Origin of the sequence: Bradyrhizobium sp. CB1717 (assembly GCF_029714325.1) — a bacterium.
GTDB lineage: Bacteria > Pseudomonadota > Alphaproteobacteria > Rhizobiales > Xanthobacteraceae > Bradyrhizobium.
The window spans coordinates 4603040-4626137 of record NZ_CP121666.1 but is presented as its reverse complement, the minus strand read 5'-3'; the positions used below and the strand labels follow the sequence as shown (position 1 = coordinate 4626137).

At 64.9% G+C, this 23098-nt stretch carries 21 protein-coding genes; 1 reads left to right on the top strand and 20 read right to left on the bottom strand.

Annotated elements, in window-relative coordinates:
• Window positions 1-9: 9 nt before the first annotated feature.
• From QA649_RS22030 to QA649_RS21935, 20 genes are all read right to left on the bottom strand, one after another.
• The gene (locus QA649_RS22030) at window positions 10-1680 is read right to left on the bottom strand and encodes a ribonuclease J (RefSeq protein ID WP_283019036.1); all 1671 of its coding nucleotides are present in this window, start codon (window positions 1678-1680) and stop codon (window positions 10-12) included.
• Window positions 1680-2486, bottom strand: a complete 807-nt coding sequence (locus QA649_RS22025) for a biotin--[acetyl-CoA-carboxylase] ligase (protein ID WP_283019035.1) — start codon at window positions 2484-2486, stop codon at window positions 1680-1682. Before QA649_RS22025 ends, QA649_RS22030 begins: the two co-directional genes overlap by 1 nt.
• A gap of 1 nt (window position 2487) precedes the next feature.
• Complete coding sequence (gene nuoN, locus QA649_RS22020) at window positions 2488-3924, bottom strand: NADH-quinone oxidoreductase subunit NuoN (protein WP_260390216.1); 1437 nt, start codon at window positions 3922-3924, stop codon at window positions 2488-2490.
• A gap of 22 nt (window positions 3925-3946) precedes the next feature.
• On the bottom strand, window positions 3947-5455 hold the full coding sequence (locus QA649_RS22015) for an NADH-quinone oxidoreductase subunit M (RefSeq protein WP_283019034.1): 1509 nt from the start codon (window positions 5453-5455) through the stop codon (window positions 3947-3949).
• Window positions 5456-7534: an NADH-quinone oxidoreductase subunit L gene (nuoL, locus tag QA649_RS22010; protein ID WP_283019033.1), complete on the bottom strand. Its 2079-nt coding sequence runs from the start codon at window positions 7532-7534 to the stop codon at window positions 5456-5458.
• An 8-nt stretch (window positions 7535-7542) separates the two neighbouring features.
• Window positions 7543-7851 carry an NADH-quinone oxidoreductase subunit NuoK gene (nuoK, locus tag QA649_RS22005; protein WP_008547737.1) on the bottom strand — a complete coding sequence of 103 codons (309 nt, stop codon included), beginning with the start codon at window positions 7849-7851 and terminating at the stop codon, window positions 7543-7545.
• Entirely contained in the window at window positions 7848-8486 is a 639-nt protein-coding gene (locus QA649_RS22000) for an NADH-quinone oxidoreductase subunit J (protein ID WP_130366411.1), read from the bottom strand. The genes nuoK and QA649_RS22000 overlap by 4 nt, the downstream gene beginning before the upstream one ends.
• 9 nt (window positions 8487-8495) lie before the next feature.
• Window positions 8496-8984: an NADH-quinone oxidoreductase subunit NuoI gene (gene nuoI / locus QA649_RS21995; RefSeq protein WP_026232873.1), complete on the bottom strand. Its 489-nt coding sequence runs from the start codon at window positions 8982-8984 to the stop codon at window positions 8496-8498.
• Window positions 8985-9001: 17 nt separating this feature from the next.
• Window positions 9002-10069, bottom strand: a complete 1068-nt coding sequence (gene nuoH / locus QA649_RS21990; protein ID WP_018642373.1) for an NADH-quinone oxidoreductase subunit NuoH — start codon at window positions 10067-10069, stop codon at window positions 9002-9004.
• A 10-nt stretch (window positions 10070-10079) separates the two neighbouring features.
• Entirely contained in the window at window positions 10080-12155 is a 2076-nt protein-coding gene (gene nuoG / locus QA649_RS21985) for an NADH-quinone oxidoreductase subunit NuoG (RefSeq protein WP_283025970.1), read from the bottom strand.
• Window positions 12156-12160: 5 nt separating this feature from the next.
• Window positions 12161-13486: an NADH-quinone oxidoreductase subunit NuoF gene (nuoF, locus tag QA649_RS21980; RefSeq protein ID WP_018320146.1), complete on the bottom strand. Its 1326-nt coding sequence runs from the start codon at window positions 13484-13486 to the stop codon at window positions 12161-12163.
• Window positions 13487-13501: 15 nt separating this feature from the next.
• Window positions 13502-13708 carry a hypothetical protein gene (locus QA649_RS21975; RefSeq protein WP_018642378.1) on the bottom strand — a complete coding sequence of 69 codons (207 nt, stop codon included), beginning with the start codon at window positions 13706-13708 and terminating at the stop codon, window positions 13502-13504.
• Entirely contained in the window at window positions 13708-14319 is a 612-nt protein-coding gene (gene nuoE, locus QA649_RS21970; RefSeq protein ID WP_027559486.1) for an NADH-quinone oxidoreductase subunit NuoE, read from the bottom strand. Before nuoE ends, QA649_RS21975 begins: the two co-directional genes overlap by 1 nt.
• 10 nt (window positions 14320-14329) lie before the next feature.
• A complete protein-coding gene (locus QA649_RS21965) occupies window positions 14330-15292 on the bottom strand; it encodes an FkbM family methyltransferase (protein WP_283025969.1) in 963 nt (320 codons plus the stop codon).
• Window positions 15292-16488, bottom strand: coding sequence for an NADH-quinone oxidoreductase subunit D (locus QA649_RS21960; RefSeq protein ID WP_018642381.1), 1197 nt, complete (start codon window positions 16486-16488; stop codon window positions 15292-15294). The genes QA649_RS21965 and QA649_RS21960 overlap by 1 nt, the downstream gene beginning before the upstream one ends.
• A gap of 2 nt (window positions 16489-16490) precedes the next feature.
• Window positions 16491-17102 carry an NADH-quinone oxidoreductase subunit C gene (locus QA649_RS21955; protein ID WP_260390212.1) on the bottom strand — a complete coding sequence of 204 codons (612 nt, stop codon included), beginning with the start codon at window positions 17100-17102 and terminating at the stop codon, window positions 16491-16493.
• Window positions 17103-17113: 11 nt separating this feature from the next.
• Entirely contained in the window at window positions 17114-17701 is a 588-nt protein-coding gene (locus QA649_RS21950; RefSeq protein WP_167533053.1) for an NADH-quinone oxidoreductase subunit B, read from the bottom strand.
• Entirely contained in the window at window positions 17692-18057 is a 366-nt protein-coding gene (locus QA649_RS21945) for an NADH-quinone oxidoreductase subunit A (protein WP_008136158.1), read from the bottom strand. The genes QA649_RS21950 and QA649_RS21945 overlap by 10 nt, the downstream gene beginning before the upstream one ends.
• Window positions 18058-18772: 715 nt before the next feature.
• Window positions 18773-21025, bottom strand: a complete 2253-nt coding sequence (locus QA649_RS21940; protein ID WP_283026070.1) for a TonB-dependent siderophore receptor — start codon at window positions 21023-21025, stop codon at window positions 18773-18775.
• Window positions 21026-21203: 178 nt separating this feature from the next.
• Complete coding sequence (locus tag QA649_RS21935; RefSeq protein WP_283025968.1) at window positions 21204-21716, bottom strand: MarR family transcriptional regulator; 513 nt, start codon at window positions 21714-21716, stop codon at window positions 21204-21206.
• 181 nt (window positions 21717-21897) lie between these two features.
• On the opposite strand from QA649_RS21935, the gene QA649_RS21930 reads away from it, so the two are divergent.
• Window positions 21898-23088 carry an aromatic ring-hydroxylating dioxygenase subunit alpha gene (locus tag QA649_RS21930; RefSeq protein WP_283025967.1) on the top strand — a complete coding sequence of 397 codons (1191 nt, stop codon included), beginning with the start codon at window positions 21898-21900 and terminating at the stop codon, window positions 23086-23088.
• The last annotated feature ends 10 nt before the right edge of the window (window positions 23089-23098 follow it).

Genomic DNA, 23098 nt, shown 5'->3' with positions numbered 1-23098 from the left:
ACGCCCAGTCTACACCCTCAGGACGTGTACCAGACAGGGGGGCTTTTTGCCCCAATGTTCGTTGATGACGGCCCGGACGGCGCGTCGCACCGACTCGGCCAGCGCATCCGGATCCCGCCGGCGCGCCCGCGGCAACCCCTCGATCGTGGACATCACGGCATCGAAGACCAGGTCGTCGAAGGTCTCGCCGGCCCTGTTCTTCTCGGGGATGCCGACGAGATCGACCTCGGGCTCGTCGGCGAGCTCGCCCTGCGCGGTCAAGGCGATGGCGACGAAGGCGCAGCCGGAGAAGGCCATGCGGCGGCGCTCGACCACGGCACGGGATTTTGAGTCCTCCAGGATGGTGCCGTCCTTGTAGAGCCGGCCCGAGGGCACCTCGCCGACGATGCCGGGATCGCCGGGGCCGAGCTTGACGAGATCGCCGTTGCGGCAGACCAGCACGCGCGGCACGCCGGCGGCGCGCGCGAGCTTGGCATGCTCGTGCAGATGCAGGGCTTCGCCGTGGACCGGGATCAGGAGCTGCGGCTTCACCCAGGAGATCAGGTCGCGCAGCTCGTCGCGGCGCGGATGGCCGGAGACGTGGACCAGCGCGTCGCGGTCGGTGATGATCTCGACGCCCTGGAGCACCAGATTGTTGATGATCGAGCCGACGGCCTTCTCGTTGCCCGGGATGGTGCGCGAGGAGAAGATGACGCTGTCGCCGCGGTTCAGGGTAATCTCGGGATGGTCGTCATTGGCGATGCGGGCCAGCGCGGCGCGCGGCTCGCCCTGGCTGCCGGTGCACAGCGCCAGCACCTTGTCCTGCGGCAGGTGGCCGTAGACCTCGGGCGAGCGGAAATTCTGCACACCCTCAAGATAACCGGTCTCGCGCGCGACCTGGACCACGCGCTCCATGGCGCGGCCGACCACGACAACCTCGCGGTCGGCAGCTTTGGCAGCGTCTGCGACGGCTTTGACGCGGGCGACGTTGGAGGCAAAGGTCGTGACCGCGACGCGGCCCTTGGCCGATTTGACGAGGTCGATGATGGTCTTGGCGACCTCGGCCTCTGAGGGCGAGCGGCCGTCGCGCACAGCGTTGGTGGAATCGCCGATCAGGGCGAGCACGCCCTCCTCGCCGAGCTCGCGCAGCCGCTTCTCGTCGGTCGGCGCCCCCAAGGTCGGCGTCGGGTCGATCTTCCAGTCGCCGGTGTGCAGCACGATGCCGGCTTCGGTGTGGATCGCCAGCGCATGCGCCTCGGGAATCGAGTGCGCGACGGGAATGAACTCGACGTTGAACGGGCCGATATCGACGCGGCCGCCTGACGGGACCACGGTCACTGGAATCTCGGGCGCATTGCGCTCGGCGGCGCATTTGGCCTCGAACAGCGCCGCGCTGAACTTGGTCGCATAGATCGGGCATTTCAGCTTCGGCCAGAGATCGATGATGGCGCCGAAATGATCCTCATGGGCGTGCGTCAGCACGAGGCCCATCAGGTTCTTGCGTTCCTTCTCCAGGAAGCTGATGTCGGGCATGATCAGGTCGATGCCCGGCAGATGCTCCTCGTCGCCGAAGGAGACGCCGAGATCGACCGCGAGCCAGGCACGCTGGTGGCGGTTACCGAGGCCGTAGATCGACAGGTTCATGCCGATCTCGCCGACGCCGCCGAGCGGCGCAAACACCAGTTCGTCGGGCCTCGCCATCACGCAGCCCCCGCCGAGCGGGCCGGGCCGAAGAACACCTCTCCCGCCGCGACCGGCACGCGCCGGCCCTCGGCGGTGCGGACGATCAGGCAGCCGGTGTCGTCGATGGTGTCGAAAATGCCTTCCAGCGTCGTCGTCCCCGTATGGATCGCGACCTTCTCGCCGATGCCGGCGGCGCGCTCAAGCCACAGTTTACGGATATCGGCGAAGCCGCGGCCATTGTCCCAAATGCCGCGGAACTCGACCCAGGCGTCCGACAGAGCCGTGAACAGCTCCTCCGCGCCGATCTGGACGCCGAGAGCTGCCAGCGACACGGCGGGCGTCGGCGTGCCCTCGGGCGCGGCGACGACGTTGGTGCCGATGCCGACGACGATGGCAAGGTGATCGCCGACGGCCTCCGCCTCGAGGCCAATGCCGACGAGCTTCTGGCCGTTGGCGAGGACATCATTCGGCCATTTCAGGGCGTAGCGGGGACGGCCCTCGCCGAGCCGCAGCGCGGCCTCGAGGCTGACCTTCTCCAGCGCGGCGTCCTCCGCCAGCCCCGCCGCAAAGCCGATGGTGGCGGCAACCGCGGGCGCGATGTCCAGGACTTCGAGGACGCTGGCGGCGAGATTGCCTTTCGGGGCGATCCAGGCGCGCTGGCGGCGGCCGCGGCCGGCGGTCTGCTCCGACGTGACGAACCACATCGGGCCGCGCTCGCCGGCCCGCGCGTGCTCGATGGCGTCGGTGTTGGTCGAGCCGGTCCGTTCGAAAGCAGCGAGCTTGTAGCCCGCCGAGAGTGCGCGAGGACCGAGCGCGAACGCCATCCTAGAACAGCGACTTTGCCGCGGCCGAGGCGACGCTCACCACGGGGCCAGCGAACAGCGCGAACAGGATGTTGAACAGGCCAGCAACCGCCAGCACCGTCTTCACCTCGACGCGCACCGGATCGACCTGGCCGGCCGGCTCGTCGAAATACATCGTCTTGACGATGGCCAGATAGTAGTAGGCGCCGACGACGCTGGAGAGCACGCCGATGACGGCGAGCGTGAACAGGTTCGCCTTGATGGCGGCGACGAAGACGTACCACTTCGCGAAGAAGCCGGCGAGCGGCGGAATGCCGGCGAGCGAGAACAGCAGCATCGCGAACATGAAGGCAAGCAGCGGGTTGGTCCGCGACAGGCCGGCGAAATCGCTGATCTGCTCGACGGCCTGGCCGTTGCGCTTCATGGCGAGGATGATCGAGAACGAGCCGAGCGTCATCGCGACATAGATCACGATGTACATCAAGACGCCCTGCGCGCCCTCGACCGTGCCGGAGGCAAGGCCGACCAGGGCGAAGCCCATGTGGCCGATCGAGGAATAAGCCATCAGGCGCTTGATGTTGCTCTGGCCGATCGCGGCGAAGGAGCCGAGCGCCATCGAGGCGATCGCCACGAACACCAGGATCTGCTGCCATTGCGAGACGATGCCGGGGAATGCGGTCAGCGTGACGCGGGTGAAGACGGCGAGCGCGGCCACCTTCGGCGCCGAGGCGAAGAAGGCGGTGACCGGCGTCGGTGCGCCCTCATACACGTCCGGCGTCCACATGTGGAACGGCACGGCCGAGACCTTGAAGCAAAGGCCGGCGAGCAGGAAAACCAGGCCGAACACGAGGCCGATATTCGAGGCCGTCACGGCCGCGGCGATGCCGGTGAAGCTGACGGTGCCGGTGAAGCCATAGACCAGCGAGGAGCCGTAGAGCAGCATGCCCGAGGACAGCGCGCCGAGCACGAAATACTTCAGGCCGGCTTCGGTCGACTTGGCGTTGTCGCGGTTCGAGGAGGCCACGACGTAGAGCGCCAACGACATCAATTCGAGGCCGAGATAGAGCGAGATCAGGTCGCCGGCCGAGATCAGCACCATCATGCCGAGAGTCGAGAGCAGCACCAGGATGGCGTATTCGAAGATGCGGCGCGAGGGATCGGATAGGAACTCGGTCGACAGCACCAGCGTCACCGCCGAGCCGATCAGGGCCAGGATCTTCATGAAGCGGGCGAAGTCGTCGACGATGAAGCTGCCGCCGAAGGTCACCTGTTTGCCCGCGGGCTGGGCGTAGACAAGCACACCGACCACGACCAGGAGCAGGACCGCCAGCGACGTCACCGTCCTGGTCGTCTCCTGCCCGCGATAGGCCCCGAGCATCAGAAGCGCCATGGCGCCGACCGCGAGCACGAGCTCGGGCAGCACCGGCGCCAGTTGATAACCTGCAGTCGAAAAGCTCATGGCGATATCCTGACCTGCCCGATCACTGGAGCAGTGCGGCGGCCTTCACGGCCGTCACAGCGGTGTTGTAATTGTTGACGAGTTGCTGGACCGAGGCGGCCGACATGTCGAGCACCGGCTTCGGCCAGACGCCGAACAGGATCGTCAGCGCGACCATCGGGAACAGCGTCACGCATTCGCGCAAGGTGAGATCCTTCATGCTCATCAGCGACGGCTTGACCAGCGCCCCGAACACGACCTTGCGGTAGAGCCACAGCGCGTAGCCCGCCGACAGGATCACGCCGAAGGTGGCGAAGAACGCGGTCGGGATCGAGACCTTGAAGGTGCCGAGCAGCGTCATGAACTCGCCGACGAACCCGCTCGTTCCGGGCAGACCGACATTGGCCATGGTGAAGATCATGAAGGTCATCGCGTAGAGCGGCATCCGGTTGACGAGGCCGCCATAGGCCGCGATCTCGCGGGTGTGCAGGCGGTCGTAGACGATGCCGACGCAGAGGAACAGCGCGCCGGAGACGATACCGTGCGAGATCATCTGGAACATGCCGCCGGCGACACCCTGCATGGTGCCCGCGAAGATGCCCATGGTGACGAAGCCCATATGCGCCACTGACGAGTAGGCGATCAGCTTCTTCATGTCCTCCTGCATCAAGGCCACCAGCGAGGTGTAGATGATGGCGATGGCCGAGAGCGTGAAGATCAGCGGCGCGAAGTCGTGCGAGGCCAGCGGGAACATCGGCAGCGAGAAGCGCAGGAAGCCGTAGCCGCCCATCTTCAGCAGGATCGCGGCAAGGACCACCGAACCCGCGGTCGGCGCCTCGACGTGCGCATCGGGCAGCCAGGTGTGCACCGGCCACATCGGCATCTTCACCGCAAAGGAGGCGAAGAAGGCGAGCCACGCCCAGGTCTGCAAAGACCGCGGCACCGCGGTGTGCATCAGGGTCGGAATATCCGTGGTGCCGCCGTTCCAGTACAGCGCCATGATGGCGAGCAGCATCAGGACCGAGCCGAGCAGCGTGTAGAGGAAGAACTTGAACGAGGCATAGACCCGGCGCGGACCGCCCCAGACGCCGATGATCAGGAACATCGGGATCAGGCCGCCCTCGAAGAACAGGTAGAACAGCACGAGATCGAGCGCCGAGAAGGTGCCGATCATCAGCGTTTCCAGGATCAGGAACGCCATCATGTATTCGCGGACGCGGTTGGTGATCGCCTTCCAGCTCGCGATGATGCAGAACGGCATCACGGCGGTGGTGAGGATCACGAGCGGCAGCGAGATGCCGTCCACGCCCATGTGGTAGGTGATGCCGGTGGCGAGCCAGTTCGCCTTCTCGACGAACTGGAAGTCGGCGCTGTTGGGGTCGAAGCGCATGACCAGGATCACCGACACCGCGAAGGTGATCAGCGTGGTCCAGAGCGCGATCCAGCGCGAATTGCGTCGGGCCGCCTCGTCATCGCCGCGGCTGAGATAGACGATCAGCGCGCCGACTGCCGGCAAGAACGTCGTGACCGAAAGAATGGGCCAGGTTGTCATTTACTGGCCTCCAAAGCCGAACATGAACCAGGTGATCAGGCCGGCGGCGCCGATCAGCATGGCGAATGCATAATGATAGAGATAGCCGGTCTGGATCTTCACGACGTTGCGGGTGACATCCAGCACGCGGGCGGAGACGCCGTCGGGACCGAAGCCGTCGATGATGAAGCCGTCGCCCTTCTTCCAGAGCTGATAGCCGATCCACTTCGCCGGGCGGACGAAGATGACGTCGTAGAGCTCGTCGAAGTACCATTTGTTGAGCAGGAACTGGTACAGCATCGGCTGCTCTTGAGCGAGCCGAACGGGGATGTAGGGCCGGCGGATGTAGAACAGGTACGAGACGAGGAAGCCCAGCACCATCATCACCGTCGGCAGGAACGCGATGGTCTCGGGGATGTGATGCATCTCCTCGATGATGTGCGGGTTCATCTTCACGGACTCGCGGAAGAACTCTTCGACGCCGTGACCGGCGAACAGCTCCTTGAACGGGAAGCCCGCGACGATCGAGCCGACCGCGAGAACGCCGATCGGGATCAGGATCCAGAGCGGAGCTTCGTGCGCGGCCTCGTAATGATGCTCGTCATGCGGCTCGCCGTGGAAGGTCTTGAAGATCAGGCGCCAGGAGTAGAACGAGGTCAGGCCGGCGGCGACGACCGTCATCAGGAAGCCGTACACCCCGAACGGATTGTGCGAGGCGTAGGCGGACTCGATGATCGCGTCCTTGGAGAAATAGCCGGCGGTGAGCGGGAAGCCGGTCAGCGCCAGCGTGCCGACCACCATCACCGCATAGGTGTAGGGGATCTTGCGCCAGAGGCCGCCCATGTTGCGGATGTCCTGCTCGTGGTGCATCGCGTAGATCACCGAGCCGGAGCCTAAGAACAGCAGCGCCTTGAAGAAGGCGTGCGTGAACAGATGGAACATGCCGACCGAATAGGCCCCTGCTCCCATCGCCACGAACATGTAGCCGAGCTGCGAACAGGTCGAGTAGGCGACGATGCGCTTGATGTCGTTCTGGACGAGGCCGATGGTGGCCGCGAAGAACGCGGTAGTGGCGCCGAAGAACATCACCACGGCCTGGGCGGTCGGGGCGAGCTCGAACAGCGGCGACAGGCGCGCCACCATGAAGACGCCCGCGGTCACCATGGTCGCGGCGTGGATCAGCGCCGACACCGGGGTCGGGCCTTCCATCGCGTCCGGCAACCAGGTGTGCAGCAGGAACTGCGCCGACTTGCCCATCGCGCCCATGAACAGGAGGAGACAGGTCAGGGTCAGCGCGTCGGCGTGCCAGCCGAGGAAGTTGATGGTCTTGCCGGTCAGGCCGGGGGCGACGTGGAAGATGGTCTCGAAATCGGTCGAGCCGGCCAGCATGAAGATCGCGAAAATGCCGAGCGCGAAGCCGAAATCGCCGACGCGGTTGACGACGAAGGCCTTGATGGCGGCAGCGTTCGCCGACGGCTTCTGGTACCAGAAGCCGATCAGCAGATAGCTGGCGAGACCCACGCCTTCCCAGCCGAAGAACAGCTGGACCAGGTTATCAGCGGTCACCAGCATCAGCATGGCGAAGGTGAACAGGCTGAGATAGCCGAAGAAGCGCGGCCGGTACGGATCCTCGTCCATGTAGCCGATGGAATAGAGGTGCACGAGCGAGGACACGGTCGTCACCACCACCAGCATCACGGCGGTGAGCGTGTCGACGCGCAGGGTCCACCAGACTTGGAGGTCGCCGGAGAAGATGAAAGGCAGCAGCTGGATGCGGGCGTCATGGTGCATGAAGCCGACGTCGACCAGCGTCATCCAGGACAGCGCCGCCGCGACGAACAGCAGCCCCGTGGTGATCAGCTCGGCAGCGCGCGAGCCGGCCGCGGCCGGCTCGACCGGGCCGTGGCCGTGGTCGTCATGGCCGTGATCGTCGTGGCCATGGTCGTCATGGGCCGCCGACGCGTGGGCATCGCCATGGCCGTGATCGCCGTGATGCTCGACCTCGTCGCCGGAGGGGTTGCGGGCATGCGCGCCGACCAGGGAGATCAGCCCGGCCAGAATGGCGCCCAGCAGGGGCAGGAAAACGATTGCCTGAACCATTTGAGAGCTCAGCCCTTCATCAGATTGACGTCCTCAACCGCGATCGAGCCGCGGTTGCGGAAATAGACCACCAGGATGGCGAGACCGATCGCGGCTTCAGCGGCCGCGACGGTGAGCACCAGAAGCGCGAAGACCTGGCCGACGATGTCGCCGAGGAAGGTCGAGAACGCCACGAGGTTGATGTTGACCGAGAGCAGGATCAGCTCGATCGACATCAGGATGACGATGATGTTCTTGCGGTTCAGGAAGATGCCGAGGATCCCGAGCGTGAACAGGATCGCGCCGACCGCCAGATAATGTCCGAGCCCGATCGTCATTTCACCCACTCCGCCGCATCGGCATCCTGGAGTCCCTGCCCCGGCGCCACCTTGCGCATCGCCATCGCCATCTCGGGCGTGCGCGCGTTCTGAACGTTGATGTCCTGCCGCTTCACGTTCGCCTTGTGCCGCAACGTCAGCACGATGGCACCGATCATGGCGACCAAGAGCACCATGCCCGCGAGCTGGAAGTAGTGGATGTACTTCGTATAGAGCACGAGCCCCAGCGCCTCGGTGTTGGAGACGTTGGCCGGGATCGCCGCCGTGATCGTCTTGGCGACGCCGGGATTGATGACCCAGAAGCCGACGGTCAGCAGCAATTCGAACAGGAAGATGCCGCCGATCACGAGGCCGACCGGCAGGTACTCGATGAAGCCCTCGCGCAGCTCGAGGAAGTCGACGTCGAGCATCATGATCACGAACAGGAACAGCACCGCGACCGCGCCGACATAGACGACGATCAGCATCATGCCGAGGAACTCGGCGCCCATCAGCACGAACAGGCCGGAGGCGTTGACGAAGGCCAGGATCAGGTACAGCACGGAGTGCACGGGATTGCGCGAGACAATCACCATCACGGCCGAGGCAACGCAGATGCCGGCGAAGAGATAGAAGAACAGCGCGGGAAGGATCATGCCCTCACCTCACCGGTACGGCGCGTCGAGCTCGATCGCTTTCGCGATCTCGCGTTCCCAGCGGTCGCCGTTGGCGAGCAGCTTGGCCTTGTCATAGAACAGTTCCTCGCGGGTCTCGGTCGCGAACTCGAAGTTCGGACCTTCGACGATGGCGTCGACCGGACAGGCCTCCTGGCAGAGGCCACAATAGATGCACTTCACCATGTCGATGTCGTAGCGCACGGTGCGGCGGGTGCCGTCGTTGCGGCGCGGGCCGGCCTCGATGGTGATGGCCTGCGCCGGGCAGACCGCTTCGCAGAGCTTGCAGGCGATGCAGCGCTCCTCGCCGTTCGGATAGCGGCGCAGCGCGTGCTCGCCGCGGAAGCGTGGCGAGATCGGGCCCTTCTCGAACGGATAGTTCAAGGTCGGCTTCGGCTGGAAGAAATAGCGCATGGCGAGGAAGAACGCCGAGACGAATTCCGACAGCAGAAGCGAGCGTGCAGTGGCGTTGATGTTGATACCCATGACGGCGGCCCTCACTTCGGCGCGATGCCGGCGAAGTGCAGCACGCCGGCCACCACGATCACCATCGCCAGCGACAGCGGCAGGAACACCTTCCAGCCGAGGCGCATCAGTTGGTCGTAGCGGTAGCGCGGCACGATCGCCTTTGCCATCGCGAACAGGAAGAACATGAAGAACAGTTTCAGCGCGAACCAGATGATCCCCGGCACCCAGTTGAAGGGCGGCAGGTCCACCGGCGGCAGCCAGCCCCCGAGGAACAGGATCGTGGCCAACGCGCACATCGTGACGATCGCGACGTATTCGCCAAGCATGAACAGCAGGTACGGCGTCGAGCCGTACTCGACCATGAAGCCGGCGACGAGCTCGGATTCCGCCTCGACGAGGTCGAAGGGCGGACGGTTGGTTTCCGCCAGCGCCGAGACGTAGAACACCACGAACATCGGGAACAGCGGCCATACGTACCAGTTCAGGATGGTCAGCTGCGGCAACCCGATCAGGCTGGCAAGGCCGCGCGCGTGCTGGGCCTCGACCACGGCCGAGAGGTTCAGCGTGCCGGCGCAGAGCAGCACCGTGATGATGACGAAGCCGATCGAGACTTCATACGACACCATCTGCGCCGCCGAACGCAGCGCGGCCAGGAACGGGTATTTCGAGTTCGACGACCAGCCGGCCATGATGATGCCGTAGATCGACAGCGACGAAATCGCGAAGATGAAGAGGACGCCGACATTGATGTCGGAGATCACCCAGCCGAGATTGGTCGGGATCACCGCCCAGGCCGCCAGCGCGAGCACGCAGGACACCAGCGGCGCGAGCAGGAACACACCCTTGTTGGCGCCGGCCGGAATGATCGGCTCCTTCAGCACGAACTTCAGAAGGTCGGCGAAGGACTGCAGCAGGCCCCAGGGACCGACCACGTTCGGGCCGCGGCGGATCTGCACCGCCGCCCAGATCTTGCGGTCGGCGAGCAGGATGTAGGCGATCGCCACGAGCAGAACGACGAGCACCAGGACGCTCTCGGCGACCATGATGATCAGCGGCCAGAGGAACCCGGTCCAGAATGCGCTTTCGAAGAATTCCATCAGATCACGCTCACTCCGCTGCGGTCAGCATCTGCCCGGAGGCAAGCCGCGAGCACTCCGCCATCACGGCGGACGCACGCGCGATTGGGTTCGTCAAATAGAAGTCCTCGACCAGAGGCTTGAACGGCGCCTTCTCGGGCGAGCCGCCCTTCCCCGCCAGCTTCTTGATCTGGTCGGCGGAGCCGGCCTCGATCTGGTCGAGACGGATCAGATGCGGCACGGCCTTGAAGATCGCCTGGCGCAGGGCGGGAAGCGAGTCATAGCCGAGCTTCTTGCCGAGCGCTTCCGACAGCGCACGGACGATCGCCCAGTCCTCGCGGGCTTCGCCCGGCGGGAACGCGGCGCGACCGGTCATCTGCACGCGGCCTTCGGTGTTGACGTAGATTGCGGACTTCTCGGTGTAGGCGGCCGCCGGCAGGATGACGTCGGCGCGATGCGCGCCGCGGTCGCCATGGGTGCCGATATAGACGACGAAGGTGCCGTCCGGCGCCTTGATCTCGTCCGCGCCGAGCAGGAACAAGAGATCGAGCGTGCCGAAGGTCGTCATCTGCGCAGCGTTCAGGCCGCCTGCGGTTGCCGCGAAGCCGATGTCGAGCGCACCGACGCGCGAGGCGGTCTCGTGCAGCACGCCAAAGCCGTTCCAGCCGTCCTTGACCGCGCCGACGTCGAGCGCAAGCTTGGCGGCGGCGGCGAGAATGGCGGCGCCGTCGTGACGGGCGGCCGCGCCCGCGCCGACCAGGATGATCGGGTGCTTGGCGTTCTTCAGCACGTCCATGAAGGAGTGCTTGCCGGCCGCGAGCTCGCCGAGCGTCTCGGTGCCCGCACCGAGATGGTCGTAATCATAGGTCAGGTCGGCCTTGGCGCCGATCACGCCGACCTTGAAGCCGCCGGCGCGCCAGCGCTTGCGGATGCGGGCGTTGAACACGGCCGCCTCTTTCCGCGGATTGGCGCCGATGATGAGCAGCGCATCTGCCTGCTCGACACCGACCAGCGTCGGATTGAAGATGTAGGAGCCGCGGCCGAGCGCGGGGTCGAAGGCGTCGCCGCCCTGCACTGCCAGATTGCCCGAACCGTACTTCGCCAGGAGGTCCTTCAGCGCGAACATCTCCTCGACACCGGCGAGGTCGCCGGCGATCGCGCCGATGCGCTTGCCGTCGGTGCGCGCCGCTTTCGAGGCGATCGCGGCAAAGGCCTCCTGCCAGCTCGCCGCGCGCAGCTTGCCGGCTTCGCGGATATACGGGCGGTCGAGGCGCTGGGTGCGCAGGCCGTCGACGATGTGGCGGGTCTTGTCGGAGATCCATTCCTCGTTCACGGCCTCGTTGATGCGCGGCAGCACGCGCATCACCTCGCGGCCGCGGGTATCGACGCGGATCGCCGAGCCCAGGCCGTCCATGACGTCGATCGACTGGGTCTTGCCGAGCTCCCACGGACGCGCCGCGAAGGCATAGGGCTTCGAGGTCAGCGCGCCGACCGGGCAGATGTCGACGAGATTGCCCTGCAGTTCCGAGGTCAGCGCGTGCTGGAGATAGGTCGTGATCTCCATGTCCTCGCCGCGGCCGGTGGCGCCCATCTCGGGGGCGCCGGCGACTTCCGCCGAGAAGCGGACGCAGCGCGTGCACTGGATACAGCGGTTCATCGAGGTCTTGACCAGCGCACCGAGATATTTGTCCTCGACGGCGCGCTTGTTCTCAGCGAAGCGGCTGGTGTCGACACCATAGCCCATCGCCTGGTCCTGCAGGTCGCACTCGCCGCCCTGATCGCAGATCGGGCAGTCCAAGGGATGGTTGATCAGAAGGAATTCCATCACGCCTTCGCGTGCCTTCTTCACCATCGGCGAACGCGTGGAGATCTCCGGCGGCTCGCCCTTGGGGCCCGGACGGCAGTCGCGCACGCCCCAGGCGCAGCTGGCGACCGGCTTCGGGCCGCCCTTCACCTCGACGAGGCACATCCGGCAATTGCCGGCGATCGACAGCCGCTCGTGATAGCAGAAGCGCGGAATCTCGGCGCCGGCCGCCTCGCACGCCTGAAGCAGCGTGTACTCGGCGGGGACATCGATCTCTTTGCCGTCGATGATGAGCTTGGTCATGTCTCTTACTCCGCCGCGACCATGTTCACGGGATCGCGGACGCCGATGTCGTCGACATCGGCCTTATGCGAATACTGGTCGATGCGCGCTTCGATCTCATGACGGAAATGCGCAATCAGGCCCTGGATCGGCCAGGCCGCCGCGTCGCCGAGCGCGCAGATGGTGTGGCCTTCGACCTGTTTTGTCACCTCGAGCAGCATGTCGATCTCGCGCTTGTGGGCGCGGCCTTCGGCCATGCGGGTCAGCACGCGCCACATCCAGCCGGTGCCTTCGCGGCACGGCGTGCACTGGCCGCAGCTCTCGTGCTTGTAGAAATATGAGATGCGGGCGATGGCGCGGATCAGGTCGGTGGACTTGTCCATCACGATCACGGCCGCGGTGCCGAGGCCGGAGCGCAGCTTGCTCAGGCTGTCGAAATCCATCGGCGTGTCGATGATCTGCTCGGCCGGCACCATGCGCACCGACGAGCCGCCGGGAATCACGGCCTTGAGGTTGTCCCAGCCGCCGCGGATGCCGCCGCAATGCTTGTCGATCAGCTCACGGAACGGAATGCCCATGGCCTCTTCGACGTTGCAGGGCCGCTCGACATGGCCGGAGATGCAGAACAGCTTCGTGCCGACATTGTTCGGACGGCCGATGCCGGCGAACCAGGCCGCGCCGCGACGCAGGATGTCCGGCGCAACCGCGATCGACTCGACGTTGTTGACGGTGGTCGGGCAGCCGAACAGGCCAACGTTTGCCGGGAACGGCGGCTTCAGGCGCGGCTGGCCCTTCTTGCCTTCGAGGCTCTCGAGCAGCGCGGTCTCCTCACCGCAGATATAGGCGCCGGCGCCGTGCGCGACGTAGATGTCGAACGGCCAGCCGTTGACGTTGTCCTTGCCGACCAGCTTGGCCTCATAGGCCTGGTCGATCGCGGCCTGGAGATGCTCGCGCTCGCGGATGAACTCGCCGCGGACATAGATGTAGCAGGCATGCGCGTTCATCGCGCAGCTCGCGATCAGGCAGCCCTCGATCAAGAGATGCGGATCGTGCCGCATGATCTCGCGATCCTTGCAGGTGCCGGGCTCGGATTCGTCGGCGTTGACGACGAGATAGCTCGGCCGGCCGTCGGTCGATTCCTTCGGCATGAAGGACCACTTCAGACCGGTCGGGAAGCCGGCGCCGCCGCGGCCGCGCAGGCCCGACGCCTTCATCTCGTTGATGATCCAGTCGCGGCCCTTGTCGATGATATTCTTCGTACCATCCCAGGCGCCGCGGCGCCGCGCACCCTCGAGCCCCCAATCGTGGAGGCCGTAGAGGTTCTTGAAGATGCGGTCCTTGTCCTCGAGCATATCAGTGCTTTCCGATCAACGATTGGACTGCTTGTAGGCAAGTCCGGCGGCGCAGACGGCGAAGGTCAGCGCCCAGAGCAGGCTGGATTCCAGCGACGCGTTCAGGCTGAAGCGTTGCAGGAGAAAGATGAACGCACCCGCCACGGCGGCATGCATCGCGATGAAGCCCCACTTCTTCATGGCACCGCTCCCCTGCACCGAAGGCTGCGAGAGACCACGCATCAGGTGATCTCCTTCAGCGTGGTCGGCCCGGTGATCGGCGCCGAGAACTGGCGGCCGTTCTGCGGGCCGGGCTTGGGCGGATTGCCCGAAGCAAAGCCGTCGAGCACCTTGCCGAAGCTTTCCTTGGTCAGGTCCTCATAGGTGTCCTTGCCGATCAGCACCATCGGCGCGTTCACGCAGGCCCCGAGGCACTCGACCTCTTCCCAGCTGAAATTGCCGTCTTTGGAGAGATGGAAGGGCTCGTGATGGATGCGGTGCTCGCAGACGTGAATGAGATCCTCGGCGCCGCGCAGGCGGCACGGCGTGGTGCCGCAAACCTGGACATGGGCCTTCTTGCCGACCGGAGCGAGCTGGAACATCGTGTAGAAGGTCGCAACTTCCAGCACGCGGATATAGGGCATGTCGAGCAGGTCGGCGACGGCGCGGATCGCAGCCTCCGACACCCAGCCCTCGTGCTGTTCCTGGACGCGCCAGAGAATGGCGATGACCGCGGAGGCTTGCCGGCCGGCCGGATATTTCGCGATCTGCTGCTTGGCGAACGCGAGGTTCTCCTCCGTGAACGCGAAGCTCGCGGGCTGGACTTCCTTCGGTGCTAATCGGCGAACGGACATCTCTTATCTCTCACTGCAAGCGGCGCGCGGTTTTCGCATTCAGGGCATTGATCCTGTCCTGCCAGAATGCGCTTGCGGTGCCGAAAACATTATAGCCGACGTGGGTCGAGACCTTGATGCGGTCGAGGATCGACAGCTCGGTCACGGTCTCCATCCGGTTGCTGCGCGGATCGAACACGATCAGCTTCAGCGGGGTCTGTTCGAGGATGTAGCGCGACACCGCATGGCTGCGGTCGCTGCCGTGCTCCTCGCACATGATAACGCTGTCGGCCTGGAGCAGCCGGGCGCCGCCCTTGATCGCCTCGATCTCGACGCCCTCGACGTCGAGCTTGATCAGGTATTTTCCGTTCGCCGCGACCTTGCCGTCATCGATCAGATTATCCAGCGCCAGGACCGGCACTTCCTCGCCACCCGCCGACGGATCGCCGGCGATGCTGAAGGCCTCGTGCTTGGTGCCTGACAGTCGCGCGGTGCCGCGCGTGGCGCCGATCGCGCATTTCATCGTCTCGAAGCGGCCACCGTTGACGCGGGCGTTGTTGGCGAGCTTCGGATAGTTCTGGCCCGACGGCTCGATCGCGATCGCCTTGTGCGAGCCGAACGGCTTGCTCGACACCAGCACCGACCAGTAGCCGTAATTGGCACCGCAATCGAGCAGCGTGTAGTCGACGTCGATGGAATCGGCGAACAGCAACTCGAGCTCGTCCTCGTAATTGTACGAGCGGTTGAGCAGCTTGCTCCAATAGCCGTCGCCATAGGGGAATTCGAACACGGCGTCGGGGTTGAGCTTGATCGCGATGTTGCGCCTGGGCAGCGTCTTCGCCAGCAGATTGGCGCAGGCGATGTAGCCCATGTGCGAGAAGTGCGAGGAGATCTTCGATCCCGTCACCAGCGCCAAGGCAGCCGTCCGCTCCCACAGGTTGGCCCCTTCAAGGGCCCCCGAGGCGCGGTCAAACTGGATTGGCGCCTGCGCCATCACCGATCGACCTCTCCGAACACGATGTCGAGCGAGCCCAGGATCGCCGAGACGTCGGCGAGCAGATGGCCGCGGCAGATGTGGTCCATGGCCTGCAGATGGGCAAAGCCCGGCGCGCGGATCTTGCACTTGTAGGGCTTGTTGGTGCCGTCGGAGACGAGATAGACGCCGAACTCGCCCTTGGGCGCCTCGACCGCGGCGTAGACCTCGCCGGCCGGCACGTGGACGCCTTCGGTGTAGAGCTTGAAGTGGTGGATCAGCGCTTCCATCGAGCGCTTCATCTCGCCGCGGCGCGGCGGGGCGACCTTGTTGTCGGCGACGACGACGGGGCCCTTGCCCTCCGGTGCATTCAGCTTCTGGATGCACTGCCTCATGATGCGCACGGACTGGCGCATCTCTTCCATGCGGATCAGGTAGCGGTCGTAGCAGTCGCCGTTCTTGCCGATCGGGATGTCGAAATCCATCTCGGCGTAGCATTCATAGGGCTGCGACTTGCGCAGGTCCCAGGCCGCGCCCGAGCCGCGCACCATCACGCCAGAGAAACCCCACTCCCAGGCTTCCTTCAGTGGCACCACGCCGATGTCGACGTTGCGCTGCTTGAAGATGCGGTTGGCGGTGAGCAGGCGATCGAGGTCATCGACGACCTTCAGGAACGGATCGCACCAGGCCTCGATGTCGTCGACCAGCTTCTGCGGCAGGTCCTGATGCACGCCGCCGACGCGGAAGAAGGCCGCATGCATGCGGCTGCCCGAGGCGCGCTCGTAGAACACCATCAGCTTCTCGCGCTCTTCGAAACCCCAGAGCGGCGGGGTCAGCGCGCCGACGTCCATCGCCTGCGTGGTGACGTTGAGCAGATGCGACAGGATGCGGCCGATCTCGCAATAGAGCACGCGGATGAGCTGGCCGCGGCGCGGCACCTCGATGCCGAGCAGCTTTTCGGCGGCGAGGCAGAAGGCGTGCTCCTGGTTCATCGGCGCGACGTAGTCGAGGCGGTCGAAATACGGGATCGCCTGGAGATAGGTCTTCTGCTCGATCAGCTTCTCGGTGCCGCGATGAAGCAGGCCGATATGCGGGTCGACGCGGGCGACGATTTCGCCGTCAAGCTCCAAAACCAAGCGCAGCACGCCGTGCGCGGCCGGATGCTGGGGCCCGAAGTTGATGGTGAAATTGCGAAGCTGTTCGGGTTGCTCGTTCATGATCAGACCTTCGGTCCCGCCTTCTCGTCACCGGGAAGCGGATAGTCCGCCCCTTCCCACGGCGAGAGGAAATCGAACTTGCGGAATTCCTGGTTGAGCCGGACGGGCTCGTACACCACCCGCTTCTCCTGGTCGTCGTAGCGGACCTCGACGAAGCCGGTGAGCGGGAAGTCCTTGCGCAGCGGATGGCCCTCGAAACCGTAATCGGTGAGGATGCGGCGCATGTCGGGATGGCCGACGAAGAACACGCCGTAGAGGTCGTAGGCCTCGCGCTCGAACCAGTCGGCACCGGGGAATTCGTTGATCAGCGACGGCACCTGCGTGGTCTCGTCGGCGGCCACGCGGAGCCGGATCCGCGTGTTCAGGGTCGGTGACAGGAAGTGATAGATCACGTCGAAGCGCTTTTCGCGCGAGGGATAGTCGACCGCGGTCACGTCGGTGATGTTGACGAAACGGCAGTTCGGATCGTCGCGGAGGTACTTGACCACCTCGACGATCTTGCCGGCCTCGACATCAACCGTGAGCTGGTTGAAGGCCACCGTGTGACCGGTGGCGGCGCCCGGAAGCGCGCTAACGATCGTTTGCCCAAGGGCGTCGAGCTTGCCGTCGTCCATGACGTAAAACCTTAGCGTTCGATGGTGCCGGTGCGCCGGATCTTCTTCTGCAGCAGCAGCACGCCGTAGAGCAGCGCTTCCGCCGTGGGCGGGCAGCCCGGCACGTAGATGTCGATCGGCACGATGCGGTCGCAGCCGCGCACGACCGAGTAGGAATAGTGATAGTAGCCGCCGCCATTGGCGCAGGAGCCCATCGAGATGACGTAGCGCGGCTCGGGCATCTGGTCGTAGACCTTGCGCAGCGCCGGCGCCATCTTGTTGGTCAAGGTGCCGGCGACGATCATCACGTCGGACTGGCGCGGCGAGGCACGCGGGGCGAAGCCGAAGCGCTCGACGTCGTAGCGCGGCATCGACACCTGCATCATCTCGACGGCGCAGCAGGCGAGACCGAAGGTCATCCACATCAGCGAGCCGGTACGGGCCCAGGTGATGAGGTCGTCGGTCGCGGCCACGAAGAAGCCCTTGTCGGACAGCTCGGAATTGACCTCGAGGAAGAACGGGTCATTGGCCCCGACCGGCTTGCCGGTGGACGGATCCAAAATGCCCTTGGGGGCCGGCGCGAGAACCGGACCTGTGGACGATGCAGGGTTCAATCCCATTCGAGTGCCCCTTTCTTCCATTCATAGGCGAACCCGACCGTCAGCACGGCGAGGAACACCACCATGGACCAGAAGCCGGTCGCGCCAAGCTTGCCGAACGCCACCGCCCAGGGAAACAGGAACGCCACCTCGAGGTCGAAGATGATGAAGAGGATGGCGACCAGATAGAAGCGGACGTCGAACTTCATTCGCGCGTCGTCGAAGGCGTTGAAACCGCACTCATACGCCGACAGCTTTTCCGGGTCCGGCTGCTGGAACGCCACGATGAAGGGCGCGATCAGCAGCACGAGGCCGATGAGGCCCGCTACCCCTATAAAGACGACGAGTGGAAGATAGTTCTGTAGAATGCCGCTCATTGACGAGCCCTTTTTCCCGCGACGTCGGGGGAGCCGCGGATTCGTCCCGATTTGGAATTATTCTGAGCCTTAGCGCAGTGCACCAATGGGCGCAAGACACGCTCTTTTCAGGCCCTTTGTCGCCCCCAGAACGGTGGAAATCCCGGAATCACCCCGCGGCTGGTATGGAGCAGATCGCCCAGCCCAGCAAGGGCGACCGCAGTTTTGCACGGAGGCTTGTTCTGAGCTTGCGGGGCACGGACCGGGACAGCGATCTGCCACACAGCATCCGGTCAAAATGCCCGATTTTTTCGTGCGGCAGCGCACCCAGAGCTTGGCAATAACGGCCGTGGCGGCCCTTTCCGTCACTCAGGCGACATACTGGCCCGTCCGGGTGGCGCAACGGGCGGCCGGTGAAGCTCGCGGGCGCAGGCAGGACCATGCGCGGGAATATCGGTATCCGCAGGCGCGGCTGGTCAGCCATGCATCATGACCGGACCGCACCCCGTCCGGCGAATGCGTGGGGGCAGCATCCGATCCGGAGCGACCGCGAGCGCGGCGGCGACTTGCTGGGCCGTCGCACGCGCCGCGCTCGCATGAGCTTCGGGCCGGGGGGCATAGCCCGGGAGCTCATCGATCTCCCGACGGAAGATCAGCGGTCGTCCGGTCGGTAGAGCCTAGGAATGGCCGAGATCAGGGGCGCCTGACGCTGCCCTCGCCTCTCCTCATCCCTGCCTCACCATTTGTAGGAGACGCTGGCGGTCACGCGCCGGCGGTCGCCGTAGAAGCACGACGTCGCCGACGCACAGCTCGCGACGTAGATCTTGTCGGTCAGGTTGATCACGTTCAGCGCCGTGCGCCAGTTCTGCCATTCGTAGTGGAGCGCGAGGTCGCCGAGCACCACCGCGGGAACCTCGAGCGTGTTGGCGGTGTCGGCCCAGGACGAGCCGATATAGCGGACGCCGCCGCCGAAGCCGAAGCCCTCGAGCGGCCCGTCCTTGAAGGTGTAGTCGGCCCAGCCCGACACCAGCATCTCGGGCGTATTGGTCGGGGTCTTGCCGACCAGCGACTGATCGAGGTCCTTGCTGGTGAACAAATGATAGGCCGTGAAGGCGCCGATCAGCTTCAGTTCCTTCGTGGCGTTCGCCACCGCTTCGAGCTCGATACCGCGCGAGGTCACCTCGCCGGTCTGGTTTTGCAGCAGCGCATTCGACGGATCGGTCGTCAGCGCGTTCGTGCGCTTCAGGTCGAACACAGAGGCCGTGAAATAGCCGTCAAATCCCTTCGGTGCGACCTTCACGCCGATTTCAGCCTGCTTGCCGGTCTCCGGAAGCAGCAACTGGTTGATGGCATTCAGGCCGATGACCGGATTGTAGCTCGTCGCATAGGAGACATAGGGTGCGATGCCGTTGTCGAAATTGTAGATCAGGCCGGCGCGCCCGCTGAACTTGGTGTCGTCGCGCTGGCCGACGACGGTGCCGGTGTCACGGGCGGCCTGCGTGGTTTCGACCCAGTCGTTGCGGCCGCTCAGCACCAGCGTGAAGTTGCCGAGCTTCATCTGGTCCTGGACGTAGGTACCGGCCTGCTTCTGCGTGATCAGGAAGTTGCGGAACGGCGCACCGGTGATCGGAACGTTCACGCCATAAGCCGGATTGAACACGTTGATCGACGGCACCGTGCTGAAGTTGAAGGCCTGGTAGTCGTCGATCTGATAGCCCCGCAGATCGACCCCGAACAGCATCGTGTGCTTCACCGGACCTGTGCCGAAGCGGTATTCCAGCTGGTTGTCGAGGTTGCCCTGATTGGCCGTGTTCTTCGCATACCAATTGTAGCGGTTGAGCGTGGCCGTGTTGATGTTGTCCCAGCCGTTGCCGACATAGCCGCGATAGGTCACGTCGACATGCGCAAAGCGCGCATTCTGGCGAAACGTCAAATCGTCCGTGAGATTGCGCTCGAACTGGTAGCCGAGCATCTCCTGCTCGCGCGCGAATTTGTCGACGCTGGGATCGCCGACGAAGAAGCTGGTCGGGATCTTGCCGAACGGCGCGTTCGTCACCGTGCCCTGATAGGGCAGGAAGTTGATGCCGCGGGTGTCCTGCTTCGAGGCCGAGGCCAGCACCGTGAACGTAGTGTCGGCATCCGGCTTCCATGTGAATGACGGCGCGATGAAGTAGTTGTTGTCGGGCGTGAAGTTGACCTGCGTCGGGCCGTTCTGGACCTGGCCGACGACGCGGTAGAACAGCTTGCCATCCTGGGGCTGCGTCGCGACCGGCCCGCCGAAATCGAAACCGACATAGGCGTTGCCGAAATTGTTGACGCCGGTCTCGACATAGCGGATCGGCTCGGCCGGCGGCATCTTGCTGATGACGTTGACGATGCCGCTCGGGCTCGATCCGCCGTAAAGCACCGCCGACGGACCGCGCAGCACCTCGACGCGCTCCATGTTGGGTGTCTGGAGCTTCCAGCTCGCATAGGACGTGTAGAACAGCTGCATGCCGTCGAGGAACAGTCCGACGTCGTCGGACTTGAAGCCGCGGATCAGCCACCAGTCGTTGCGCGTATCCGCGCCAAAGGTCCCTGCCCGCACGCCGGCTGTGTAGCGCAGCACCTCGTCGAGCTTGTTCGCCTTCTGGTCCCGGATCTGCTCCGCGCCGATGACGGACACCGATTGCGGCGTCTCCATGATCGGCGTGTCGGTCTTGGTGCCCGACGAGCTGCGGCCGGCGACGTAGCCGTGCACCGGTCCACGTGGCGTCTCGACGAAGCCGGCGTTGCGCTGGGGCTGCGGCTTGCTTCTGTTCGCGGCCTGCACCGATCGCCGCGGCGCACTGCGCGCGGCGGACGCGGGTGCGCGGCGACGTGCTTCCGGTGCGGTGACGGTCACGGACGGCAGGTTCTGCGCGCCGCTCTGCGTGGACGATTGTGCGAGCGATGCCTGCGGCATCAAAACCCAAGCCGATGCGGTCGCCAATACGGCCGACCGCAGCATTCCAAGACTGTTCAACGCGCCACCCCAAAGCTGCATGTTTGATGCGTCATGCCGCCGTGTCCCCGGGGCGGCCTGCGCTTGCGGTGACGCTTATGTGAGGGTGCGCGAATTCCCTAATTGAAAGCCTCTTAGAGAGACTCTTAGAAGCGATCCATTGTTCCCGGGGACTATCGGAACGTCAGCGCGCGTTCTTCTCGCTCTCGAGCATCTCGGCGGCGATCGCCGTGAGCCGGTCGACCTGCTGCAGCAGCATGTCGAACTCGGCGGCGCTCAGATGTTCCAGGAGGCGGCGGTTGCGCTCCTGCGCGCCTTCGACGATCGCATCATGCGCGGCGAGGCCCGCCGCGGTGAGCGAGATCAGCACCTCGCGGCTATCCTTCGGATTTGCCGATTTCGCGATCAGCTTGCGCGACACCAGATTGGCCAGCGCGCGGCTGATCTGGCCCTTGTCCTGGCCGACGGCCTCGGCGAGCCGCGCCACGCTCATCGGCGGACGCCGGCCGAGCGAGGCGACGAGACCGAACTCGACGGAGGACAATCCGGTCAGCCGCTTGTAGCGCAGGATGGCGCCGCGCTTGAGCAGATTGGCGAGCACCATCAGCCGCGAGGACAGCATCGCGGTGATCGGCGCCGGCTCGCTCTCGCCCGGCTCGGGGGCCGTCCACCCGTCCCTGCTCGGTGTCTGGTTCATCGTCCACCTCTGCCAAGAAAGCCCGGTCCTGCCAAGCCTGAGCCGCCGCGGCCGGCCGTTCTCCTCAAATGCGATTAAGAGGCATTCAGAAGATCGTTGACAATGTCATCGATTTATCTTTCACTGCTGCCAAGACAGAAAAAAGGCCCCGGCCAGCACGGCCGGGAGCGGGAGGACCAGCATGACCATCACCCAGCGGGATCGCGATCTCGGCACGGCCTATGCGATGAAGCCGGCGCACACGCGCACCGAGCTCACATCGGTCGTGCGCGGCACGCCGATGGGTGAACTGCTGCGCCGCTACTGGCATCCGGTCGGGCTCGTCGGTGACGCCACCGGCACGCCGAAGAAGGTGCGCGCGCTCGGCGAGGATCTGGTGCTGTTCCGCGACAAGCATGGCCGCGCCGGCCTCCTGCACGCGCGCTGCTGCCACCGCGGCACCACGCTCTATTATGGCAAGGTCGAGGAGGACGGCATCCGCTGCTGCTATCACGGCTGGAAGTTCGACACCGAAGGCCACTGCCTGGAGCAGCCTTGCGAGCCCGATGGCGGCCAGTTCAAGGACAAGGTGCGCCAGCCCTGGTATCCGGTCGAGGAGCGTTACGGGCTGATCTTCGCCTATATGGGCCCGGCCGAGAAACGCCCGGTGCTGCCGCGCTATGAGTGCCTGGAAAACATGGATGATGGCGAGCTCGTCGAGGCCGACGATTCCTCGATCGGCGGCGGCGGTCCCGCGATCATCCCCTGCAACTGGCTCCAGCATTTCGAGAACGTCGTCGACCCCTACCACGTGCCGGTGCTGCACGGCTCGTTCTCGGGTCCGCAATTCACCAACATGATGGCGTCGATCCCTGAGGTGAAGTTCGAGAAATCGTCGCGCGGCGTCCTCGTGCGCTCCGAACGCAAGCAGGACGACGGCAAGGTGTTTTACCGCGTCAGCGAGGCGGCGCTGCCGACGCTGCGCGTGGTGCCGAACCCGCGCGTTGCGCAATTCGCCCGCGTCGAGTCGATTGGCTGGGTGCTACCGATCGACGATGCCTCGTTCCGCATCTATGTCGCCGGTCGCGTCAAAAATCCTGGCGATATCAGCCGCATGCGCTCGAAGTTCAACGGCAAGTTCTGGTGGGACATGACCGAGGAAGAGCACCAGCAGTTCCCGGGCGACTATGAGGCCCAGGTCGGCCAGGGCGAGGTGACCGTGCATTCCGAGGAGCATTTCGGCCAGAGCGACCGTGGCATCCTGATGATCCGGCGCATGCTGAGTGACCAGCTCGACGCGCTCGCCGCAGGCGGCGATCCGATCGGCGTCTCGTTCGATGCAAGCGCGCCGCCGGTCGAATTCGAAGCGGGGAATTACATCCGCGAAGGCTGACCAACCAGCC